The sequence below is a fragment of the Streptomyces venezuelae genome, assembly GCF_008642315.1.
Classification (GTDB): Bacteria; Actinomycetota; Actinomycetes; order Streptomycetales; family Streptomycetaceae; genus Streptomyces; species Streptomyces venezuelae_D.
On the sequence record NZ_CP029192.1, the window covers coordinates 5793491 to 5808949 of the forward strand.

Consider the following 15459-nt stretch of genomic DNA (forward strand, 5'->3'; position numbering starts at 1 on the left):
CCCTCCGGGCACGAGGCGTGTCGTATATGGCGTCAGGGCTTATGAGGGGGGAACCAGGATCTGGGGGGATCCGGGGGTATCCGGGGGGATCGCGAGTTCTGACAGGGGAGGGAAAACCCGAAGGGGTCCGGCTGGGAGGCCGGGCCCCTTCGAAGTTCCCCGGGCCGTGCGGTTGTCCACAGGCGCGCCGCGCTGTCGGTGCCGGGCGGTAGCGTCGGATCATGTCGAGTCCAGCTGCGGCGACGGCGGTGCTCGAGGGGGTCCTCGAACGCATCACGTACGCCAACGAAGAGACGGGTTACACGGTCGCGCGCGTCGACACGGGCCGCGGCTCCGGTGACCTGCTCACCGTCGTCGGCGCGCTGCTCGGCGCCCAGGCGGGCGAATCGCTGCGGATGCACGGCCGCTGGGGCTCCCACCCGCAGTACGGCAAGCAGTTCACGGTCGAGAACTACACGACGGTGCTGCCCGCCACCATCCAGGGCATCCGCCGCTATCTCGGCTCCGGCCTCATCAAGGGCATCGGCCCGGTCATGGCCGACCGCATCACCACCCACTTCGGCGTCGACACCCTCGACATCATCGAGACGGCGCCGAAGCGCCTCGTCGAGGTGCCGGGCCTCGGCCCCAAGCGGACGAAGATGATCGCCGCCGCCTGGGAGGAGCAGAAGGCCATCAAGGAAGTCATGGTCTTCCTCCAGGGAGTCGGTGTCTCCACCTCGATCGCCGTGCGCATCTACAAGAAGTACGCGGACGCGTCGATCTCCGTGGTGAAGAACGAGCCCTACCGCCTCGCCGCGGACGTCTGGGGCATCGGTTTCCTCACCGCCGACCGCATCGCGCAGTCCGTGGGCATCCCGCACGACAGCCCGGAGCGCGTCAAGGCCGGTCTCCAGTACGCCCTTTCGCAATCCACCGACCAGGGGAACTGCTACCTCCCCGAGGAGCGCCTCATCGCCGACGCGGTGAAGCTCCTCCAGGTCGACACGGGCCTGGTCATCGACTGCCTGGCCGAGCTCGCCGGGGAGGAGGAGGGCGTCGTCCGCGAGGCGCTGCCCGACCCGGACGGGGGCGACGACATCGCCGCCGTCTACCTCGTGCCGTTCCACCGCGCCGAACTGTCCCTGGCCGGACAGCTGTTGCGGCTCCTCAAGGCCGGCGACGACCGCATGCCCGCCTTCCGGGACGTCGCCTGGGACAAGGCGCTGGCCTGGCTCGCGGCCCGCACGGGCGCCGAGCTCGCGCCCGAGCAGAAGGAGGCGGTCAGGCTCGCCCTGACGCAGAAGGTCGCCGTCCTGACCGGCGGGCCCGGCTGCGGCAAGTCCTTCACGGTCCGCTCGGTCGTCGAGCTGGCCCGCGCGAAGAAGGCGAAGGTCGTCCTCGCCGCCCCGACCGGCCGCGCCGCCAAGCGCCTCGCCGAGCTCACCGGAGCCGAGGCCTCCACCGTGCACCGCCTGCTCGAACTGAAGCCCGGGGGAGACGCGGCGTACGACAAGGAGCGGCCGCTCGACGCCGATCTGGTCGTCGTCGACGAGGCGTCGATGCTCGATCTGCTGCTCGCCAACAAACTGGTGAAGGCCGTCCCGCCCGGCGCCCACCTGCTCTTCGTGGGCGACGTGGACCAGCTGCCCAGCGTCGGCGCGGGAGAAGTGCTGCGCGACATGCTCAGCGACGAGAGCCCGATCCCCGCCGTCCGCCTCACCCGCATCTTCCGGCAGGCCCAGGAGTCGGGTGTCGTCACCAACGCCCACCGCATCAACTCCGGTGTCCCGCCCATCACCCAGGGCATGAAGGACTTCTTCCTCTTCGTCGAGGAGGAGACCGAGGACGCGGGTCGCGTGACGGTGGACGTCGCCGCGCACCGCATCCCCAAGAAGTTCGGCCTGGACCCGCGGCGCGATGTGCAGGTCCTCGCCCCGATGCACCGCGGTCCCGCCGGCGCGGGAAACCTCAACGGCCTCCTCCAGCAGGCCATCACACCCGCCCGGCCCGACCTGCCCGAGAAGCGGTTCGGCGGCCGGGTGTTCCGTGTGGGGGACAAGGTCACTCAAATCCGCAACAACTACGAAAAAGGGCAGAACGGCGTCTTCAACGGCACGGTCGGCGTCGTCACGGCCCTCGACGCCGACGAGCAGCGGCTCACCGTCCGGACGGACGAGGACGAGGAAGTTCCGTACGACTTCGACGAACTGGACGAGCTCGCCCACGCCTATGCGGTGACCATTCACCGCTCCCAGGGCAGTGAATATCCGGCGGTGGTGATCCCGGTCACCACCGGCGCGTGGATGATGCTGCAGCGCAACCTGCTCTACACCGCCGTGACACGCGCCAAGAGGCTGGTCGTTCTGGTCGGTTCGCGCAAGGCTCTGGGGCAGGCAGTGCGCACGGTCTCCGCGGGCAGGCGCTGCACGGCCCTGGACTTCCGGCTTTCCGGGCTTCCCGGGCGCCGCGGAGCAGGCCCTGGACGTTTTGATCGATCAAACGAGTAGGAAACCTCACACAGCACTTCCGGAACCGGGGCGAAGGGGGCAGGATGAGCAGGTTGGCGGCACTGAGTGCCGCCAATAGGCCCAATGGTCGACCCCGAGTGCACTCTCCAGGGCCAAATGGGGGATGGTAGAGACAGTCAGGGCACCTCGAAGAAGAGGCACAACGTCGGTGAGGGATGACGTGAGCGAGAACGCTAACAACGGTGTAGTACTGCGGTACGGCGACGACGAGTACACCTACCCGGTGATCGAGTCGACCGTGGGCGACAAGGGCTTCGACATCGGGAAGCTCCGCGCCCAGACCGGTCTGGTGACCCTGGACAGCGGCTATGGCAACACCGCCGCCTATAAATCCGCCATCACCTATCTCGACGGCGAACAGGGCATCCTCCGGTACCGCGGCTACCCGATCGAGCAGCTGGCCGAGCGCTCCACCTTCACCGAGGTGGCGTACCTCCTGATCAACGGCGAGCTGCCGAAGGTCGACGAGCTGGCCACCTTCAAGAACGAGATCACGCAGCACACCCTGCTGCACGAGGACGTCAAGCGGTTCTACGACGGCTTCCCGCGCGACGCCCACCCGATGGCGATGCTGTCGTCCGTGGTCAGCGCGCTGTCGACGTTCTACCAGGACAGCCACAACCCGTTCGACGAGAAGCAGCGTCACCTCTCGACGATCCGCCTTCTCGCCAAGCTTCCGACGATCGCGGCCTACGCGTACAAGAAGTCGCAGGGCCACCCGGTCGTCTACCCGCGCAACGACCTCGGCTACGTCGAGAACTTCCTGCGCATGACGTTCTCGGTGCCCGCCGCCGAGTACGAGCTGGACCCGGTCGTGGTCAACGCTCTCGACAAGCTCCTGATCCTGCACGCGGACCACGAGCAGAACTGTTCGACGTCCACCGTGCGTCTGGTCGGCTCCTCGCAGGCGAACATGTTCGCCTCGATCTCCGCCGGCATCTCGGCTCTGTGGGGCCCGCTGCACGGCGGCGCCAACCAGTCGGTCCTGGAGATGCTCGAGGGCATCCAGGCCTCCGGCGGCGACGTCGACACCTTCATCCGCAAGGTGAAGAACAAGGAAGACGGCGTGAAGCTCATGGGCTTCGGGCACCGCGTCTACAAGAACTTCGACCCCCGGGCGAAGATCATCAAGGCGGCGGCGCACGACGTCCTCTCGGCGCTCGGCAAGTCCGACGAGCTGCTCGACATCGCGCTGAAGCTGGAAGAGCACGCGCTGGCCGACGACTACTTCGTCGAGCGCAAGCTCTACCCGAACGTCGACTTCTACACGGGCCTCATCTACCGCGCGATGGGCTTCCCGACCGAGATGTTCACGGTCCTGTTCGCCCTCGGCCGGCTGCCGGGCTGGATCGCCCAGTGGCACGAGATGATCAAGGAGCCGGGTTCGCGCATCGGCCGCCCGCGCCAGATCTACACGGGTGAGGTCCTCCGCGACTTCGTCCCCGTCGAGGGTCGCTGACCCTCCGGTCGCACCTCGGCTCTCCGCAGAGCGGAAAGCGCCCCGCCATCGATCCCCCCACGGGTCGACGGTCGGGGCGCTTCCCTTTTTCCCGGTGCGGATTCCCCCCACGGGATCCGGCCGGGCGTCTGTGGCGTGCCCTGCGGTCTGCCGGGACGCGTACGTACGGGAGGGCCGCTCAAAGCTCCCCGGTGCACGTGCCCCGGCAACGCAATATCCAGGAACATCCCCCAAGATGTCCCTCGATGTCAGGAAGACGTCCCCCAAGACATCTTCCTGCATCGCCCCATTAGACTCGCGACCCCCCTCAATGGTTACGTTCCAAACACTGTGATCTGCGTCTCCTGCATATGTCCAGTAGATGCGCAAGATCCCCGATATGTGGATCTCGGGAATCGGGTGAAGGTGCTGAAACGACCTTGTGAAGACGGTATGTGAACGTCCGCGATCGTTATCTGAACGTCCTCAACCGAAGACTGTTGGTGACCACGAAGACCGACGAGAAGGCCATCGCGGCCCCCGCGATCATCGGATTGAGGAGACCGGCGGCGGCGAGCGGCAGTGCGGCGACGTTGTAGCCGAAGGCCCAGAAGAGATTGCCCTTGATGGTGGCGAGGGTCTTCCGGGAGAGCCTGATGGCGTCGGCCGCGACCCGCAAGTCCCCGCGCACCAACGTCAGGTCGCTCGCCTCGATCGCCGAGTCCGTGCCGGTGCCCATCGCGAGGCCCAGATCGGCGGTGGCGAGCGCGGCCGCGTCGTTCACACCGTCCCCGACCATCGCCACGACCTTGCCCTCCCCCTGAAGTCGCCGTACTACATCGACCTTGTCCTGCGGCAGCACCTCCGCGAACACCGCGTCCGGCGCGATCCCCACCGCGTCGGCGACCGTCCGGGCGACGGCCTTGTTGTCGCCCGTGAGCAGCACCGGCGTCAGGCCGAGCGACCGCAGCTCGCCCACCGCCTCCGCACTGGTCTCCTTCACGGCGTCCGCGACGGCCAGGACGCCGCGTGCGGCGCCGTCCCAGGCGACCAGGACGGCCGTGCGCCCGGCGGCCTCCGCGTCGTCCCGCAGCTTGGCCACGGCCTCCAGGCCCGTCACCCCGGCCTCCGCCAGGAGCCGTTCGCGCCCGGCGACCACCTCGTGCCCGTCCACCGTGCCGCGCACCCCGGCCCCGGCGACGTTCTCGAACCGCTCCGGTACCGGCAGCTCGCCGGCGTCGAGGCCGAGGCGCTCGGCGGCGCCCGCCGTGACGGCGCGGGCCACCGGATGCTCGGAGGCGTGCTCCAGGGCGCCCGCGAGGCGGAGCAGCAGCTGCTCCTGGGTGTCCCCGACGACGTGGACGTCCGTCAGCTCCATCCGGCCCGTCGTCACCGTCCCCGTCTTGTCCAGGACGACGGTGTCGACGCGGCGCGTGGACTCCAGGACCTCGGGGCCCTTGATGAGGATGCCGAGTTGGGCACCCCGGCCGGTGCCGACCATGAGGGCGGTCGGTGTGGCGAGGCCGAGCGCGCAGGGGCAGGCGATGATCAGGACGGCGACGGCGGCGGTGAACGCGGCGGTCGCGTCGCCCGTGGCGCCGAGCCAGCCGCCGAGCGTGCCGACGGCGATGAGGAGCACCGTGGGCACGAAGACGCCGGCGATCCGGTCGGCGAGGCGCTGGACCCGCGCCTTGCCGGTCTGTGCGTCCTCCACGAGCCGCGCCATCCGCGCGAGTTGGGTGTCGGAGCCGACGCGGGTCGCCCGGACGACGAGGCGCCCGGAGACGTTCACGGTGCCTCCGGTCACGGCGGCGCCGACGCCCACGTCGACGGGCACGGACTCGCCGGTCAGCATGGAGGCGTCGACGGCTGAGGCGCCCTCGTCGACGGTGCCGTCGGTCGCGACGGTCTCCCCGGGACGTACGACGAACCGGTCCCCGACCGCCAGTTGCCCCACCGGCACGCGCCGCTCCGTGCCGTCCCGCAGGACCGCCACGTCCTTGGCGCCCAGTTCGAGCAGGGCGCGCAGCGCGGAGCCCGCCTTCCGCTTGGAGCGGGCCTCCAGCCAGCGGCCGAGCAGGATGAACGTGACGACGCCCGCGGCGACTTCGAGGTAGACGGTCGAGGCGCCGTCGCCCGGCGAGGCCGTGAAGTCGAAGCCGTGCCGCATCCCGGGCATCCCCGCGTCCCCGACGAACAGCGCCCACAGTGACCAGCCGAACGCGGCGAGCGTGCCGACGGAGACCAGCGTGTCCATCGTCGCGGCCCCGTGCCGCAGGTTGGTGAACGCGGCGCGGTGGAAGGGCAGTCCGCCCCACACGACCACCGGCGCGGCCAGCGTCAGCGAGAGCCACTGCCAGAAGTCGAACTGCAGGGCGGGGACCATCGCGAGCAGCACGACGGGCAGCGACAGGACCGCGGAGACGATCAGGCGCTGCCGCAGGGTGTCGGGCTCGGTGATGTCGGCGGTGGTGGGGGCCGGGCCGCCGTCGGGGGCGGCGTCGAGGGGCTCCGGCGGGGGCGGCACGATCTCCTCGGCCGTGTAGCCGAGCTTCTCGACCAGTGCGATCAGCTGGGCGACCTCGACCGCCGCGCCGTCCTCGGTCTCGCCGAACGAGACCTTCGCCTTCTCCGTGGCGAGATTGACCGTGGCGGTCACGCCCTCCATGCGGTTCAGCTTCTTCTCGATGCGCGACGAGCAGGAGGCGCAGGTCATCCCGCCGACGGCGAGTTCGACTTCGTTCATGACTCTTTCGTACTGCTTCCGGGATCGTGGGACGGCTGCGGGCCCTGTGGTGTCGGTGTCGACACCACAGGGCCCGGGTACCCGGCAGGCCGCCGGTCGTGCGGCGCGGCCCGGCAGGCTCAGGCCTTGACGCCGGCCAGCTCGTAGCCCGCCTCGTCGACGGCGGCGCGCACCGCGGCCTCGTCCAGCGGGGCCTCGGAGTCCACGGTGACCAGGCCCGTGGCGGCGACCGCCTTGACGGAGGTGACGCCCGCGATCTCCGAGATCTCGGCGGACACCGCGCCCTCGCAGTGCCCACAGGTCATGCCCGTCACCTCGTACACGGTGGTGACGGCGCCCTGCGGAGCGGCGGCGTCGTCGGAGTGGCAGGACCCGCTGGGGGAGCAGCAGGACCCGTTCGTCTCGGAAGCGGCCTGCGGGAGCTCGGTGTGGGCGCTCATGTCGTTCTCCTCGGGGGTGTGTACGTATGCGGCGTAGCGTGCTTGAGGGGGCCCGGGAACCCCGGCGACCTCCTGACGCACTCGAGACTATACCCCTAGGGGGTATTTTCTCAACGGAGTGGGGTCGCGTGCGGCGGGGTCGCGTGGTCAGCCCCTGCGTCCCCGGTTGCCGGGCCTGGCCGCCACCCAGGCGCGGACGGTGTCCGCGTACCAGTAGGGCTTGCCGCCCTCGACGTGGTCGGGGTCGGGCAGCAGCCCGTGCTTGCGGTACGAGCGGACCGTGTCGGGCTGCACACGGATGTGCGCGGCGATCTCCTTGTACGACCAGAGCCTGCGGTCGGTCATCGGTGGCACCTCCCTGCGTGCGCCCAGGGCGGCCGGAGAGGCCGACGGGGGAGCTGGGCGCGACGCGCGGCGATCACTCAGCCTGTGCCCGGTGAACGACGCAGAGTGACCGCCGGGAGGCAGCTGTCGCCTCCCTGTGACGCAAGACCCGCGTACGTGAGACATGTGTGACAGGACGGGATTGTTTGTGACAGAAGAGACGCATGCGGGTCTACGCGCCGCAGGACCTCAGGAACGAGCGGGTGCGGCGGGCGATCGGCAGCGGCTTGCCGGGGTCGCACGGGTACATGTCCTGCTCCACGATGGCGAAGAGCTCGACCCCCAGCTTCTGCGCCGCGGCGAGGACGGGCTCCAGGGCGGGCACCCCGGCGGGCGGCTCGCACATCACCCCGCGCGCCACCGCGGGCCCGAACGGCACCTCCTCGGCCCGCACCTCGGCGAGCACCGCCGGGTCGACCTGCTTGAGGTGCAGATAGCCGATCCGCTCGCCGTACGTCTCGATGAGCTTGACGCTGTCGCCCCCGCAGTACGCGTAGTGCCCGGTGTCCAGGCAGAGCGAGACGAGGTCCGCATCGGTGGCGTCGAGGAAACGGGTGACGTTCTCCTCGGTGTCGATGTGCGTGTCCGCGTGCGGGTGGACCACGACCCGCAGGCCGTAGCGCTCGCGGACCTCGTGGGCCAGGCGCTCGGTCTGGGTGGTCAGTTCGCGCCATTGCGCGGGCGTGAGGACGCGGTCCTCCAGGACCTCGCCGCTCTTGTCGTCGCGCCAGAAGGACGGGATGACGACGAGGTGCTCGGCGCCCATGGCCTGCGCGAGCGCCGCGTTGTCCGCCACGTGCGCCCAGGTCCTGTCCCAGACGGCGGGCCCGTGGTGCAGCCCCGTGAAGACCGTGCCCGCGGACACCTTGAGGCCGCGGCGCGCCGTCTCGGCGGTCAGTTCGGCCGGGTCGGTCGGCAGATAGCCGTACGGTCCGAGCTCGATCCACTCGTACCCGGACTCGGCGACCTCGTCGAGGAAGCGCCGCCACGGGACCTGTCGCGGGTCCTCGGGAAACCACACGCCCCACGAGTCGGGCGCCGAACCGATCCGGATGCGAGACAGCGTCGTCATGGCAGCCAGCGTCCAGGCCGCCTCGGAAGAGTGTCAAGCAGTGGTCCGAATGTAAGGACAAAATGTTGACAGGGTTCCGGGAGCGGGATTAGACCTGGGGGCACACGATCGTCGGGTCCGGCGAAGGGACGCACAGGGTGAGTGGTCCGTACGACGTCATCACGATGGGGCGGATCGGGGTGGACCTGTACCCCCTGCAGAGCGGGGTGCCCCTCGCCGAGGTGACCGCGTTCGGGAAGTTCCTCGGCGGATCGGCCGGCAACGTCGCGGTCGCCGCGGCCCGCCTCGGCCGCCGCGTCGCCGTCATCACCCGTACCGGTGAGGACCCCTTCGGGGAGTACCTGCACGGCGCGCTGCGCGACTTCGGCGTCGACGACCGCTGGGTGACCCCGGTCGCGGGCCTGCCGACGCCGGTGACGTTCTGCGAGATCTTCCCGCCGGACGACTTCCCGCTGTACTTCTACCGGCTGCCGAAGGCGCCCGACCTGGAGATCCACGAGAGCGAGCTGGACCTCGACGCGGTCGCCGCGGCGCGGATCTTCTGGGTGACGGGGACGGGGCTGTGCGCGGAGCCCAGCCGCACGGCGACGCTGGCGGCGCTCGCGCACCGGGCCCGGAACGGGACCACGGTCTTCGACCTGGACTGGCGGCCCATGTTCTGGAACGGCGAGGACCCGGGCGAGGCGCGGCCCCACTACGAGGCGGCCCTCGCGCACGCCACCGTCGCCGTCGGCAACCTCGACGAGGTGGAGGTCGCGACCGGGGTGCGCGAACCGCGCGCGGCGGCACGGGCGTTGCTCGACGCGGGCGTCGAACTCGCCGTCGTCAAACAGGGGCCCGAGGGAGTGCTCGCCATGAACCGGGCGGGGGAGGCGGCACGGGTCCCGCCCCTGCCGGTCAAGGTCCTCAACGGGCTCGGCGCGGGCGACGCGTTCGGCGGGGCGCTCTGCCACGGGCTGCTCGCGGGCTGGGACCTCGAACGGATCATGCGGTACGCCAACGCGGCGGGGGCGATTGTCGCCTCTCGGCTGGAGTGTTCGTCCGCCATGCCGTTTGCTGGCGAGGTCGCCTCGGTGGTGGAAGCGGGGGTCGTCACGTGAGGGTGCACGCCCGACGGGGGCACCGTTCTCGGGGCTCCGCCCCGGGCCCCGCTCCCCAAACGCCGGAGGGGCTGGATCCAGTGGACATCGGTGCGCTCGTCCGGACCCGCGTCCGGCGCCCCGAAGCCATCGCCGAAGCCGCCTCTCGGCGAGTGCGGCGGGAGTTGGTCGGGGACAGTGGGCGGCTCATGATCGTCGCCGCTGATCATCCCGCCCGGGGGTCCCTCGGCGTGGGACGGGACCCGCTCGCCATGGCCAACCGGGCCGACCTCCTCGAACGGCTCTGTCTCGCGCTGTCGCGGCCCGGGGTCGACGGCGTGCTCGCCAGCGCCGACGTACTCGACGACCTGCTGCTCCTCGGCGCCCTCGACGGCAAGGTCGTCATGGGATCCATGAACCGGGGCGGGCTCGCCGGTGCCGCCTTCGAGCTGGACGACCGGTTCACCGGGTACCGGCCCGAGGACATCGGGCGCCTCGGCTTCGACGCGGGCAAGCTGCTGCTCCGCGTCGACTACGAGGACCCGGGCTCGCTGCGCACCCTGCACTCCGCCGCCCGCGTCGTCGACGCCATGGCCGAACGCGGGCTGCCCGTCTTCGTCGAGCCGTTCCTGACCGCGCGCGACGGCACGGGCCCGCCCCGCAACGACCTGAGCGCCGAGGCCGTCATCCGCTCCATCGCCATCGCCTCCGGGCTCGCCGGCACCTCCGCGTACACCTGGCTGAAGGTCCCCGTCACCGAGAACCCCGACGACATGGCCCGCGTCATGGAGACCTCGACGCTCCCCGCCGTCCTGCTGGGCGGCGACACGGGGGGCGACCAGGAGGCGGCGTACGAGAAGTGGCGCGGCGCCCTGCAACTGCCCACCGTGCAGGGGCTCGTCGTGGGCAGGGCGCTGCTGTACCCGCCCGACGGCGACGTGGCGGGGGCGGTCGACACCGCCGTGGGACTGTTGTAGACGAGCTCAGGACCGTTGCAGGCGAGACGGATCAGGCCCGGGAGGCCCCACATGACGTACGTACCGAAAGGCAGTGCGGCCGACGGCCCGTACGCCCTCGCCATCGATCCGAAACGGGCCGGTTGGAGCTATTCGCAGCTGCGCGTCGTCGAGCTCGAACCGGGCGGCACCCACTCCTTCACCACCGGAGAGAGTGAATGGATCGTGCTCCCGCTGACCGGCGGCTGTACGGTGCAGACAGCAGACGGGATCATCGAACTGCTGGGCCGCGACAGCGTGTTCAGCGGAGTCTCCGACTTCGCTTACGTGCCGCGTGACGCCCGGATCCAGATCGCCTCCGGCGCGGGAGGCCGCTTCGCCCTGGCAGGAGCGAAGTGCGAGCGTCGACTCCCCGCCCGCTACGGCTCCGCGCCGGAGGTACCAGTCGAGAACCGCGGCAGCGGCGGCTGCGCACGCGAGGTGCGGGGCTTCGCGGCAGCGGACGCCTTCGACTGCGACCGGCTCATCGCCGTCGAGGTGATCACGCCCGGCGGCAACTGGTCCTCGTACCCGCCGCACAAGCACGACGAGCACCGGCCCGGCATCGAGGCGGAGCTGGAGGAGATCTACTACTTCGAGATCGAGGCGCACGGCGACCGCGAAGGGTTTGGATACCAGCGGGTCTCTCCGTCCAGGGAGGGCGGCACCGACGTCCTCGCCGAGGTCCGGACGGGGGACGCCGTGCTGGTGCCCGACGGCTGGCACGGCCCGTCCGTCGCCCAGCCCGGACACGCGATGTACTACCTGAACGTGATGGCGGGGCCGGGGCAGGAGAGGGAGTGGCGGATCTGCTTCCACCCGGACCACACGGAGGGATATCGATGACCCGGCTCACCACGGCCCAGGCCCTGGTCCGTTTCCTGGCGCGGCAGTACACCGAGCGGGACGGCACGCGGCAGCGGCTCATCGGCGCGACCTGGGGCATCTTCGGACACGGCAACGTGGCGGGCGTCGGCCAGGCCCTGGTCGAGTACGCCGACGAGATGCCCTTCCACCAGGGCCGCAACGAACAGGCCATGGTGCACGCCGCCGTCGGGTACGCCCGGCAGAGCGGCCGCCTCTCCACCCACGCCGTCACCACCTCCATCGGCCCCGGCGCCACCAACCTCGTCACCGGCGCCGCGCTCGCCACCGTCAACCGGCTGCCCGTCCTCCTGCTGCCCGGCGACATCTTCGCGGCCCGGCCCGCCGACCCCGTCCTCCAGCAGCTCGAAGTCCCGTACGCCGGAGACATGTCGGTCAACGACTGCCTGCGCCCCGTGTCGAAGTACTTCGACCGCGTGACCCGCCCCGAGGCGCTGATCCCCGCCGCGCTCGCCGCGACGCGCGTCCTCACCGACCCCGCGGAGACCGGCGCCGTCACGCTCGCCCTGCCGCAGGACGTGCAGGCGGAGGCGTACGACTGGCCGGAGGAGTTCTTCGCCGAGCGGACGTGGACCGTACGCAGGCCCGCCCCCGACCCCCGCGAACTGGCCGCCGCCGCGGACGCCGTGCGCGCGGCCCGGCGCCCCCTGATCGTCGCGGGCGGCGGCGTCCACCACAGCGCTGCCGAGGAGGCGCTGCGGGAGTTCGTGGACGCGACCGGCATCCCCGTCGCCTGTACTCAAGCCGGCAAGGGCTCGCTGCGCCACGACCATCCGGCGGACATCGGCGGCATCGGGCACACCGGCACGGCGACCGCCGACGCGCTGGCCCGCACCGCCGACCTCGTGATCGGCGTCGGCACCCGCTACAGCGACTTCACCACCGCCTCCGGCACCCTCTTCGAAGCGCCGGGCGTGCGCTTCCTCAACCTCAACATCGCCCCCTTCGACGGCCACAAGATGGCGGGCGCGACGCTGATCGCCGACGCGCGCGCCGGGCTCGAAGCACTCGCGGAGGCGCTGCGGGGGTACGGGGTGGAGCCCGCGTACGTCGTCGAGTACGGGGGTGGGAAAGAGCGGTGGGAGCGGCGCGTCGAGGCCGCGCTCCGGGCCGACGACGAGGACGCGCGCCCCACGCAGACGCAGGTCCTCGGCCTCCTGGACGAGCTGGTGACGGACGACGACGTCCTGATCAACGCCGCCGGTTCGCTCCCCGGTGACCTGCACAAACTGTGGCGGGCGCGGTCGCCGCGGCAGTACCACGTCGAGTACGGCTACTCCTGCATGGGATACGAGATCCCCGCGTCCATCGGCGTCGCGCTGGCCGCCCCTGAGCGGCCCGTGTGGGCGCTGGTCGGCGACGGCACGTACCTGATGAACCCGACGGAGATCGTCACCGCCGTCCAGGAGAACCTGCCCATCAAGGTCGTCATCCTCCAGAACCACGGGTACGCCTCCATCGGCGGCCTCTCCGAGTCCGTGGGCGGCGAGCGGTTCGGCACCGCGTACCGCTTCCGGGCGGCCGACGGGTCGTACACCGAGGGCCCGCTGCCCGTCGACCTCGCCGCGAACGCGGCCTCGCTCGGCATGCGGGTGCTGCGCGCCGGGACCGTCCGCGACCTGCGCGGGGCGCTGCGCGAGGCACGCGACGCAGACCGTCCCACATGTGTCTATGTGGAGACGGAAACGGCAGACACAGTGTCGGGCCCGCCCCCGGCACAGGCGTGGTGGGATGTGCCCGTGGCCGAGACCGCGACCCGGGTGTCCGCGGTCGAGGCCAGGGAAGAGTACGACCGGCACGTCACTGCCCGACGCCGCCACCTGTGAGAAGAGGGATGCTTGTCATGACGAAGACCGTGAACCACTGGATCGGTGGAAAGTCCGTCGAACAAGCTGCGGGCGCGTCCGGAACGTACGGCCAGGTCACCGATCCGGCGACCGGCGCCGTCACGACGCAGGTCGCCTTCGCGGACGTCGCCGACGTGGACGCGGCCGTCGCCGCCGCCCGTGAGGCCTTCGCGACCTGGGGCACGTCGTCGCTCGCCAAGCGCACCGCGGTCCTCTTCAAGTTCCGCGCGCTGCTCGACGCCAACCGTGATGCGATCGCCGAGCTGATCGTCGCCGAGCACGGCAAGGTGCACTCGGACGCGCTCGGCGAGGTCGCCCGCGGTCTGGAGATCGTCGACCTGGCGTGCGGCATCACGGTGCAGCTGAAGGGCGAGCTGTCGACGGAGGTGGCGTCCCGCGTGGACGTCTCGTCCATCCGCCAGCCGCTGGGCGTCGTCGCCGGCATCACGCCGTTCAACTTCCCTGCCATGGTGCCGATGTGGATGTTCCCGCTGGCCATCGCCTGCGGCAACACCTTCGTGCTCAAGCCGAGCGAGAAGGACCCGTCCGCGTCGATGAAGATCGCGGAGCTGCTGAGCGAGGCCGGCCTGCCGGACGGCGTCTTCAACGTCCTGCACGGCGACAAGGTGGCCGTGGACCGCCTCCTGGAGCACCCGGACGTGGCCGCCGTCTCCTTCGTCGGCTCGACGCCCATCGCCCGCCACATCCACACCACCGCCTCCGCCAACGGCAAGCGCGTGCAGGCCCTCGGCGGCGCCAAGAACCACATGCTGGTCCTGCCGGACGCCGACCTGGACGCGGCCGCCGACGCCGCCGTCTCCGCGGCCTACGGCTCGGCGGGCGAGCGCTGCATGGCCATCTCGGCGGTCGTCGCGGTCGGTTCGATCGCCGACGAGCTGGTCGGCAAGATCAAGGAGCGCGCCGAGAAGATCAAGATCGGTCCCGGCAACGACCCGACGTCGGAGATGGGCCCGCTCATCACGGCCGCCCACCGCGACAAGGTCGCCTCGTACGTGACGGGCGCCGCGGCCGAGGGCTGCGAGGTCGTCCTCGACGGCACCGGCTACACCGTGGAGGGTTACGAGGACGGGCACTGGATCGGCCTGTCGCTGCTCGACCGCGTGCCGACCACGGCCAAGGCCTACCAGGACGAGATCTTCGGCCCGGTCCTGTGCGTGCTGCGCGTCGACACGTACGAGGAGGGCGTGGCCCTCATGAACGCCTCGCCGTTCGGCAACGGCACCGCGATCTTCACCCGGGACGGCGGCGCGGCCCGCCGCTTCCAGCTGGAGATCGAGGCGGGCATGGTCGGCGTGAACGTGCCGATCCCGGTGCCGGTGGGCTACCACTCCTTCGGCGGCTGGAAGGACTCGCTCTTCGGCGACCACCACATCTACGGCAACGACGGCACGCACTTCTACACCCGCGGCAAGGTCGTGACCACGCGCTGGCCCGACCCCTCGGACGCGCCGTCCGGCGTGGACCTCGGGTTCCCGCGCAACCACTGAGCCGATCTCCCCCCATCGGCTCCAGAGCCCCCGGCCGCGTCGGCCGGGGGCTCTGCCGTTGGTTCACCGTTCTACGATGTGTGTGCACTACATGGAAGGCCGTGAGCATGCCGCACATCGACATCGACTACGCCGACACCCTGTCCGGCGCCCTGGATCTGCCCGCCCTGGTGGCGGAGCTGCATCCCCTGGTCGTGGAGCGGGTGGACTCGGTCGGGGTGGGGAAGACGTTCTGCCGTCCGGCGGCGGCCTTCGTGGACGGCAGGCCCGGAGCGCCCTTCCTGCACGTCACGGTGGGGATCCTCGCGGGGCGTACACAGGGCGTGAAGGCGGCGCTCTCCGAGGACGTGCTCGCGCTGCTCGGCAAGCACCTGTCCGGGGTCGAGGGCGCGACGTACTCCGTGGAGGTCCGCGACCTCGACCCTTCGTACCGGCTGTACCCGACGCACTGACGGGAGCCGACGCACTGACGGGAGCCGACGCACTGACGGGAGCCGCTCCGTCACCGAGTGTGGAGCAGGGCCGTCCGGATTCCGGACGGCCCTGATTCTTTTT

The 15459-nt window shown here is 70.8% G+C and carries 12 protein-coding genes; 8 read left to right on the plus strand and 4 right to left on the minus strand.

What is annotated here, in order from left to right:
- The first annotated feature begins 221 nt into the window (after positions 1-221).
- Both DEJ48_RS25430 and DEJ48_RS25435 read left to right on the plus strand, forming a co-directional pair.
- Positions 222-2489 carry an ATP-dependent RecD-like DNA helicase gene (locus tag DEJ48_RS25430; protein ID WP_150218577.1) on the plus strand — a complete coding sequence of 756 codons (2268 nt, stop codon included), beginning with the start codon at positions 222-224 and terminating at the stop codon, positions 2487-2489.
- Positions 2490-2670: 181 nt separating this feature from the next.
- On the plus strand, positions 2671-3969 hold the full coding sequence (locus DEJ48_RS25435) for a citrate synthase (protein ID WP_190415400.1): 1299 nt from the start codon (positions 2671-2673) through the stop codon (positions 3967-3969).
- Between the two features lie 451 nt (positions 3970-4420).
- On the opposite strand, the gene DEJ48_RS25440 is transcribed toward DEJ48_RS25435, so the two are convergent.
- From DEJ48_RS25440 to DEJ48_RS25455, 4 genes are all read right to left on the minus strand, one after another.
- Positions 4421-6694, minus strand: a complete 2274-nt coding sequence (locus tag DEJ48_RS25440; protein WP_150218579.1) for a heavy metal translocating P-type ATPase — start codon at positions 6692-6694, stop codon at positions 4421-4423.
- 119 nt (positions 6695-6813) lie between these two features.
- Positions 6814-7134 carry a heavy-metal-associated domain-containing protein gene (locus DEJ48_RS25445; protein WP_150218581.1) on the minus strand — a complete coding sequence of 107 codons (321 nt, stop codon included), beginning with the start codon at positions 7132-7134 and terminating at the stop codon, positions 6814-6816.
- Between the two features lie 147 nt (positions 7135-7281).
- Positions 7282-7479, minus strand: a complete 198-nt coding sequence (locus tag DEJ48_RS25450; protein WP_150168108.1) for a MerR family transcriptional regulator — start codon at positions 7477-7479, stop codon at positions 7282-7284.
- A gap of 211 nt (positions 7480-7690) precedes the next feature.
- Positions 7691-8590: a sugar phosphate isomerase/epimerase family protein gene (locus DEJ48_RS25455; RefSeq protein ID WP_150218582.1), complete on the minus strand. Its 900-nt coding sequence runs from the start codon at positions 8588-8590 to the stop codon at positions 7691-7693.
- Positions 8591-8754: 164 nt separating this feature from the next.
- On the opposite strand from DEJ48_RS25455, the gene iolC reads away from it, so the two are divergent.
- The 6 genes from iolC (at position 8755) to DEJ48_RS25485 (ending at position 15356) form a co-directional block, all read left to right on the plus strand.
- Positions 8755-9690: a 5-dehydro-2-deoxygluconokinase gene (gene iolC, locus DEJ48_RS25460; protein WP_150221390.1), complete on the plus strand. Its 936-nt coding sequence runs from the start codon at positions 8755-8757 to the stop codon at positions 9688-9690.
- Positions 9691-9761: 71 nt separating this feature from the next.
- Positions 9762-10646, plus strand: coding sequence for a deoxyribose-phosphate aldolase (locus DEJ48_RS25465; protein ID WP_150221391.1), 885 nt, complete (start codon positions 9762-9764; stop codon positions 10644-10646).
- Between the two features lie 51 nt (positions 10647-10697).
- On the plus strand, positions 10698-11510 hold the full coding sequence (gene iolB / locus DEJ48_RS25470) for a 5-deoxy-glucuronate isomerase (protein ID WP_150218583.1): 813 nt from the start codon (positions 10698-10700) through the stop codon (positions 11508-11510).
- On the plus strand, positions 11507-13375 hold the full coding sequence (gene iolD, locus DEJ48_RS25475) for a 3D-(3,5/4)-trihydroxycyclohexane-1,2-dione acylhydrolase (decyclizing) (protein ID WP_150218584.1): 1869 nt from the start codon (positions 11507-11509) through the stop codon (positions 13373-13375). Before iolB ends, iolD begins: the two co-directional genes overlap by 4 nt.
- A 17-nt stretch (positions 13376-13392) precedes the next feature.
- Entirely contained in the window at positions 13393-14904 is a 1512-nt protein-coding gene (gene mmsA, locus DEJ48_RS25480; protein WP_150218585.1) for a CoA-acylating methylmalonate-semialdehyde dehydrogenase, read from the plus strand.
- A 107-nt stretch (positions 14905-15011) separates the two neighbouring features.
- The gene (locus DEJ48_RS25485) at positions 15012-15356 is read left to right on the plus strand and encodes a 5-carboxymethyl-2-hydroxymuconate Delta-isomerase (protein ID WP_150221392.1); all 345 of its coding nucleotides are present in this window, start codon (positions 15012-15014) and stop codon (positions 15354-15356) included.
- Positions 15357-15459: the final 103 nt, after the last annotated feature.

Coding starts and splice junctions, on each gene's coding strand:
- DEJ48_RS25455 (WP_150218582.1), bottom strand. CDS start 8,590: ATGACGACGCTGTCTCGCATCCGGATCGGTTCGGCGCCCGACTCGTGG.
- DEJ48_RS25440 (WP_150218579.1), bottom strand. CDS start 6,694: ATGAACGAAGTCGAACTCGCCGTCGGCGGGATGACCTGCGCCTCCTGC.
- DEJ48_RS25445 (WP_150218581.1), bottom strand. CDS start 7,134: ATGAGCGCCCACACCGAGCTCCCGCAGGCCGCTTCCGAGACGAACGGG.
- iolB (WP_150218583.1), top strand. CDS start 10,698: ATGACGTACGTACCGAAAGGCAGTGCGGCCGACGGCCCGTACGCCCTC.
- DEJ48_RS25485 (WP_150221392.1), top strand. CDS start 15,012: ATGCCGCACATCGACATCGACTACGCCGACACCCTGTCCGGCGCCCTG.
- iolC (WP_150221390.1), top strand. CDS start 8,755: ATGGGGCGGATCGGGGTGGACCTGTACCCCCTGCAGAGCGGGGTGCCC.
- mmsA (WP_150218585.1), top strand. CDS start 13,393: ATGACGAAGACCGTGAACCACTGGATCGGTGGAAAGTCCGTCGAACAA.
- iolD (WP_150218584.1), top strand. CDS start 11,507: ATGACCCGGCTCACCACGGCCCAGGCCCTGGTCCGTTTCCTGGCGCGG.
- DEJ48_RS25450 (WP_150168108.1), bottom strand. CDS start 7,479: ATGACCGACCGCAGGCTCTGGTCGTACAAGGAGATCGCCGCGCACATC.
- DEJ48_RS25430 (WP_150218577.1), top strand. CDS start 222: ATGTCGAGTCCAGCTGCGGCGACGGCGGTGCTCGAGGGGGTCCTCGAA.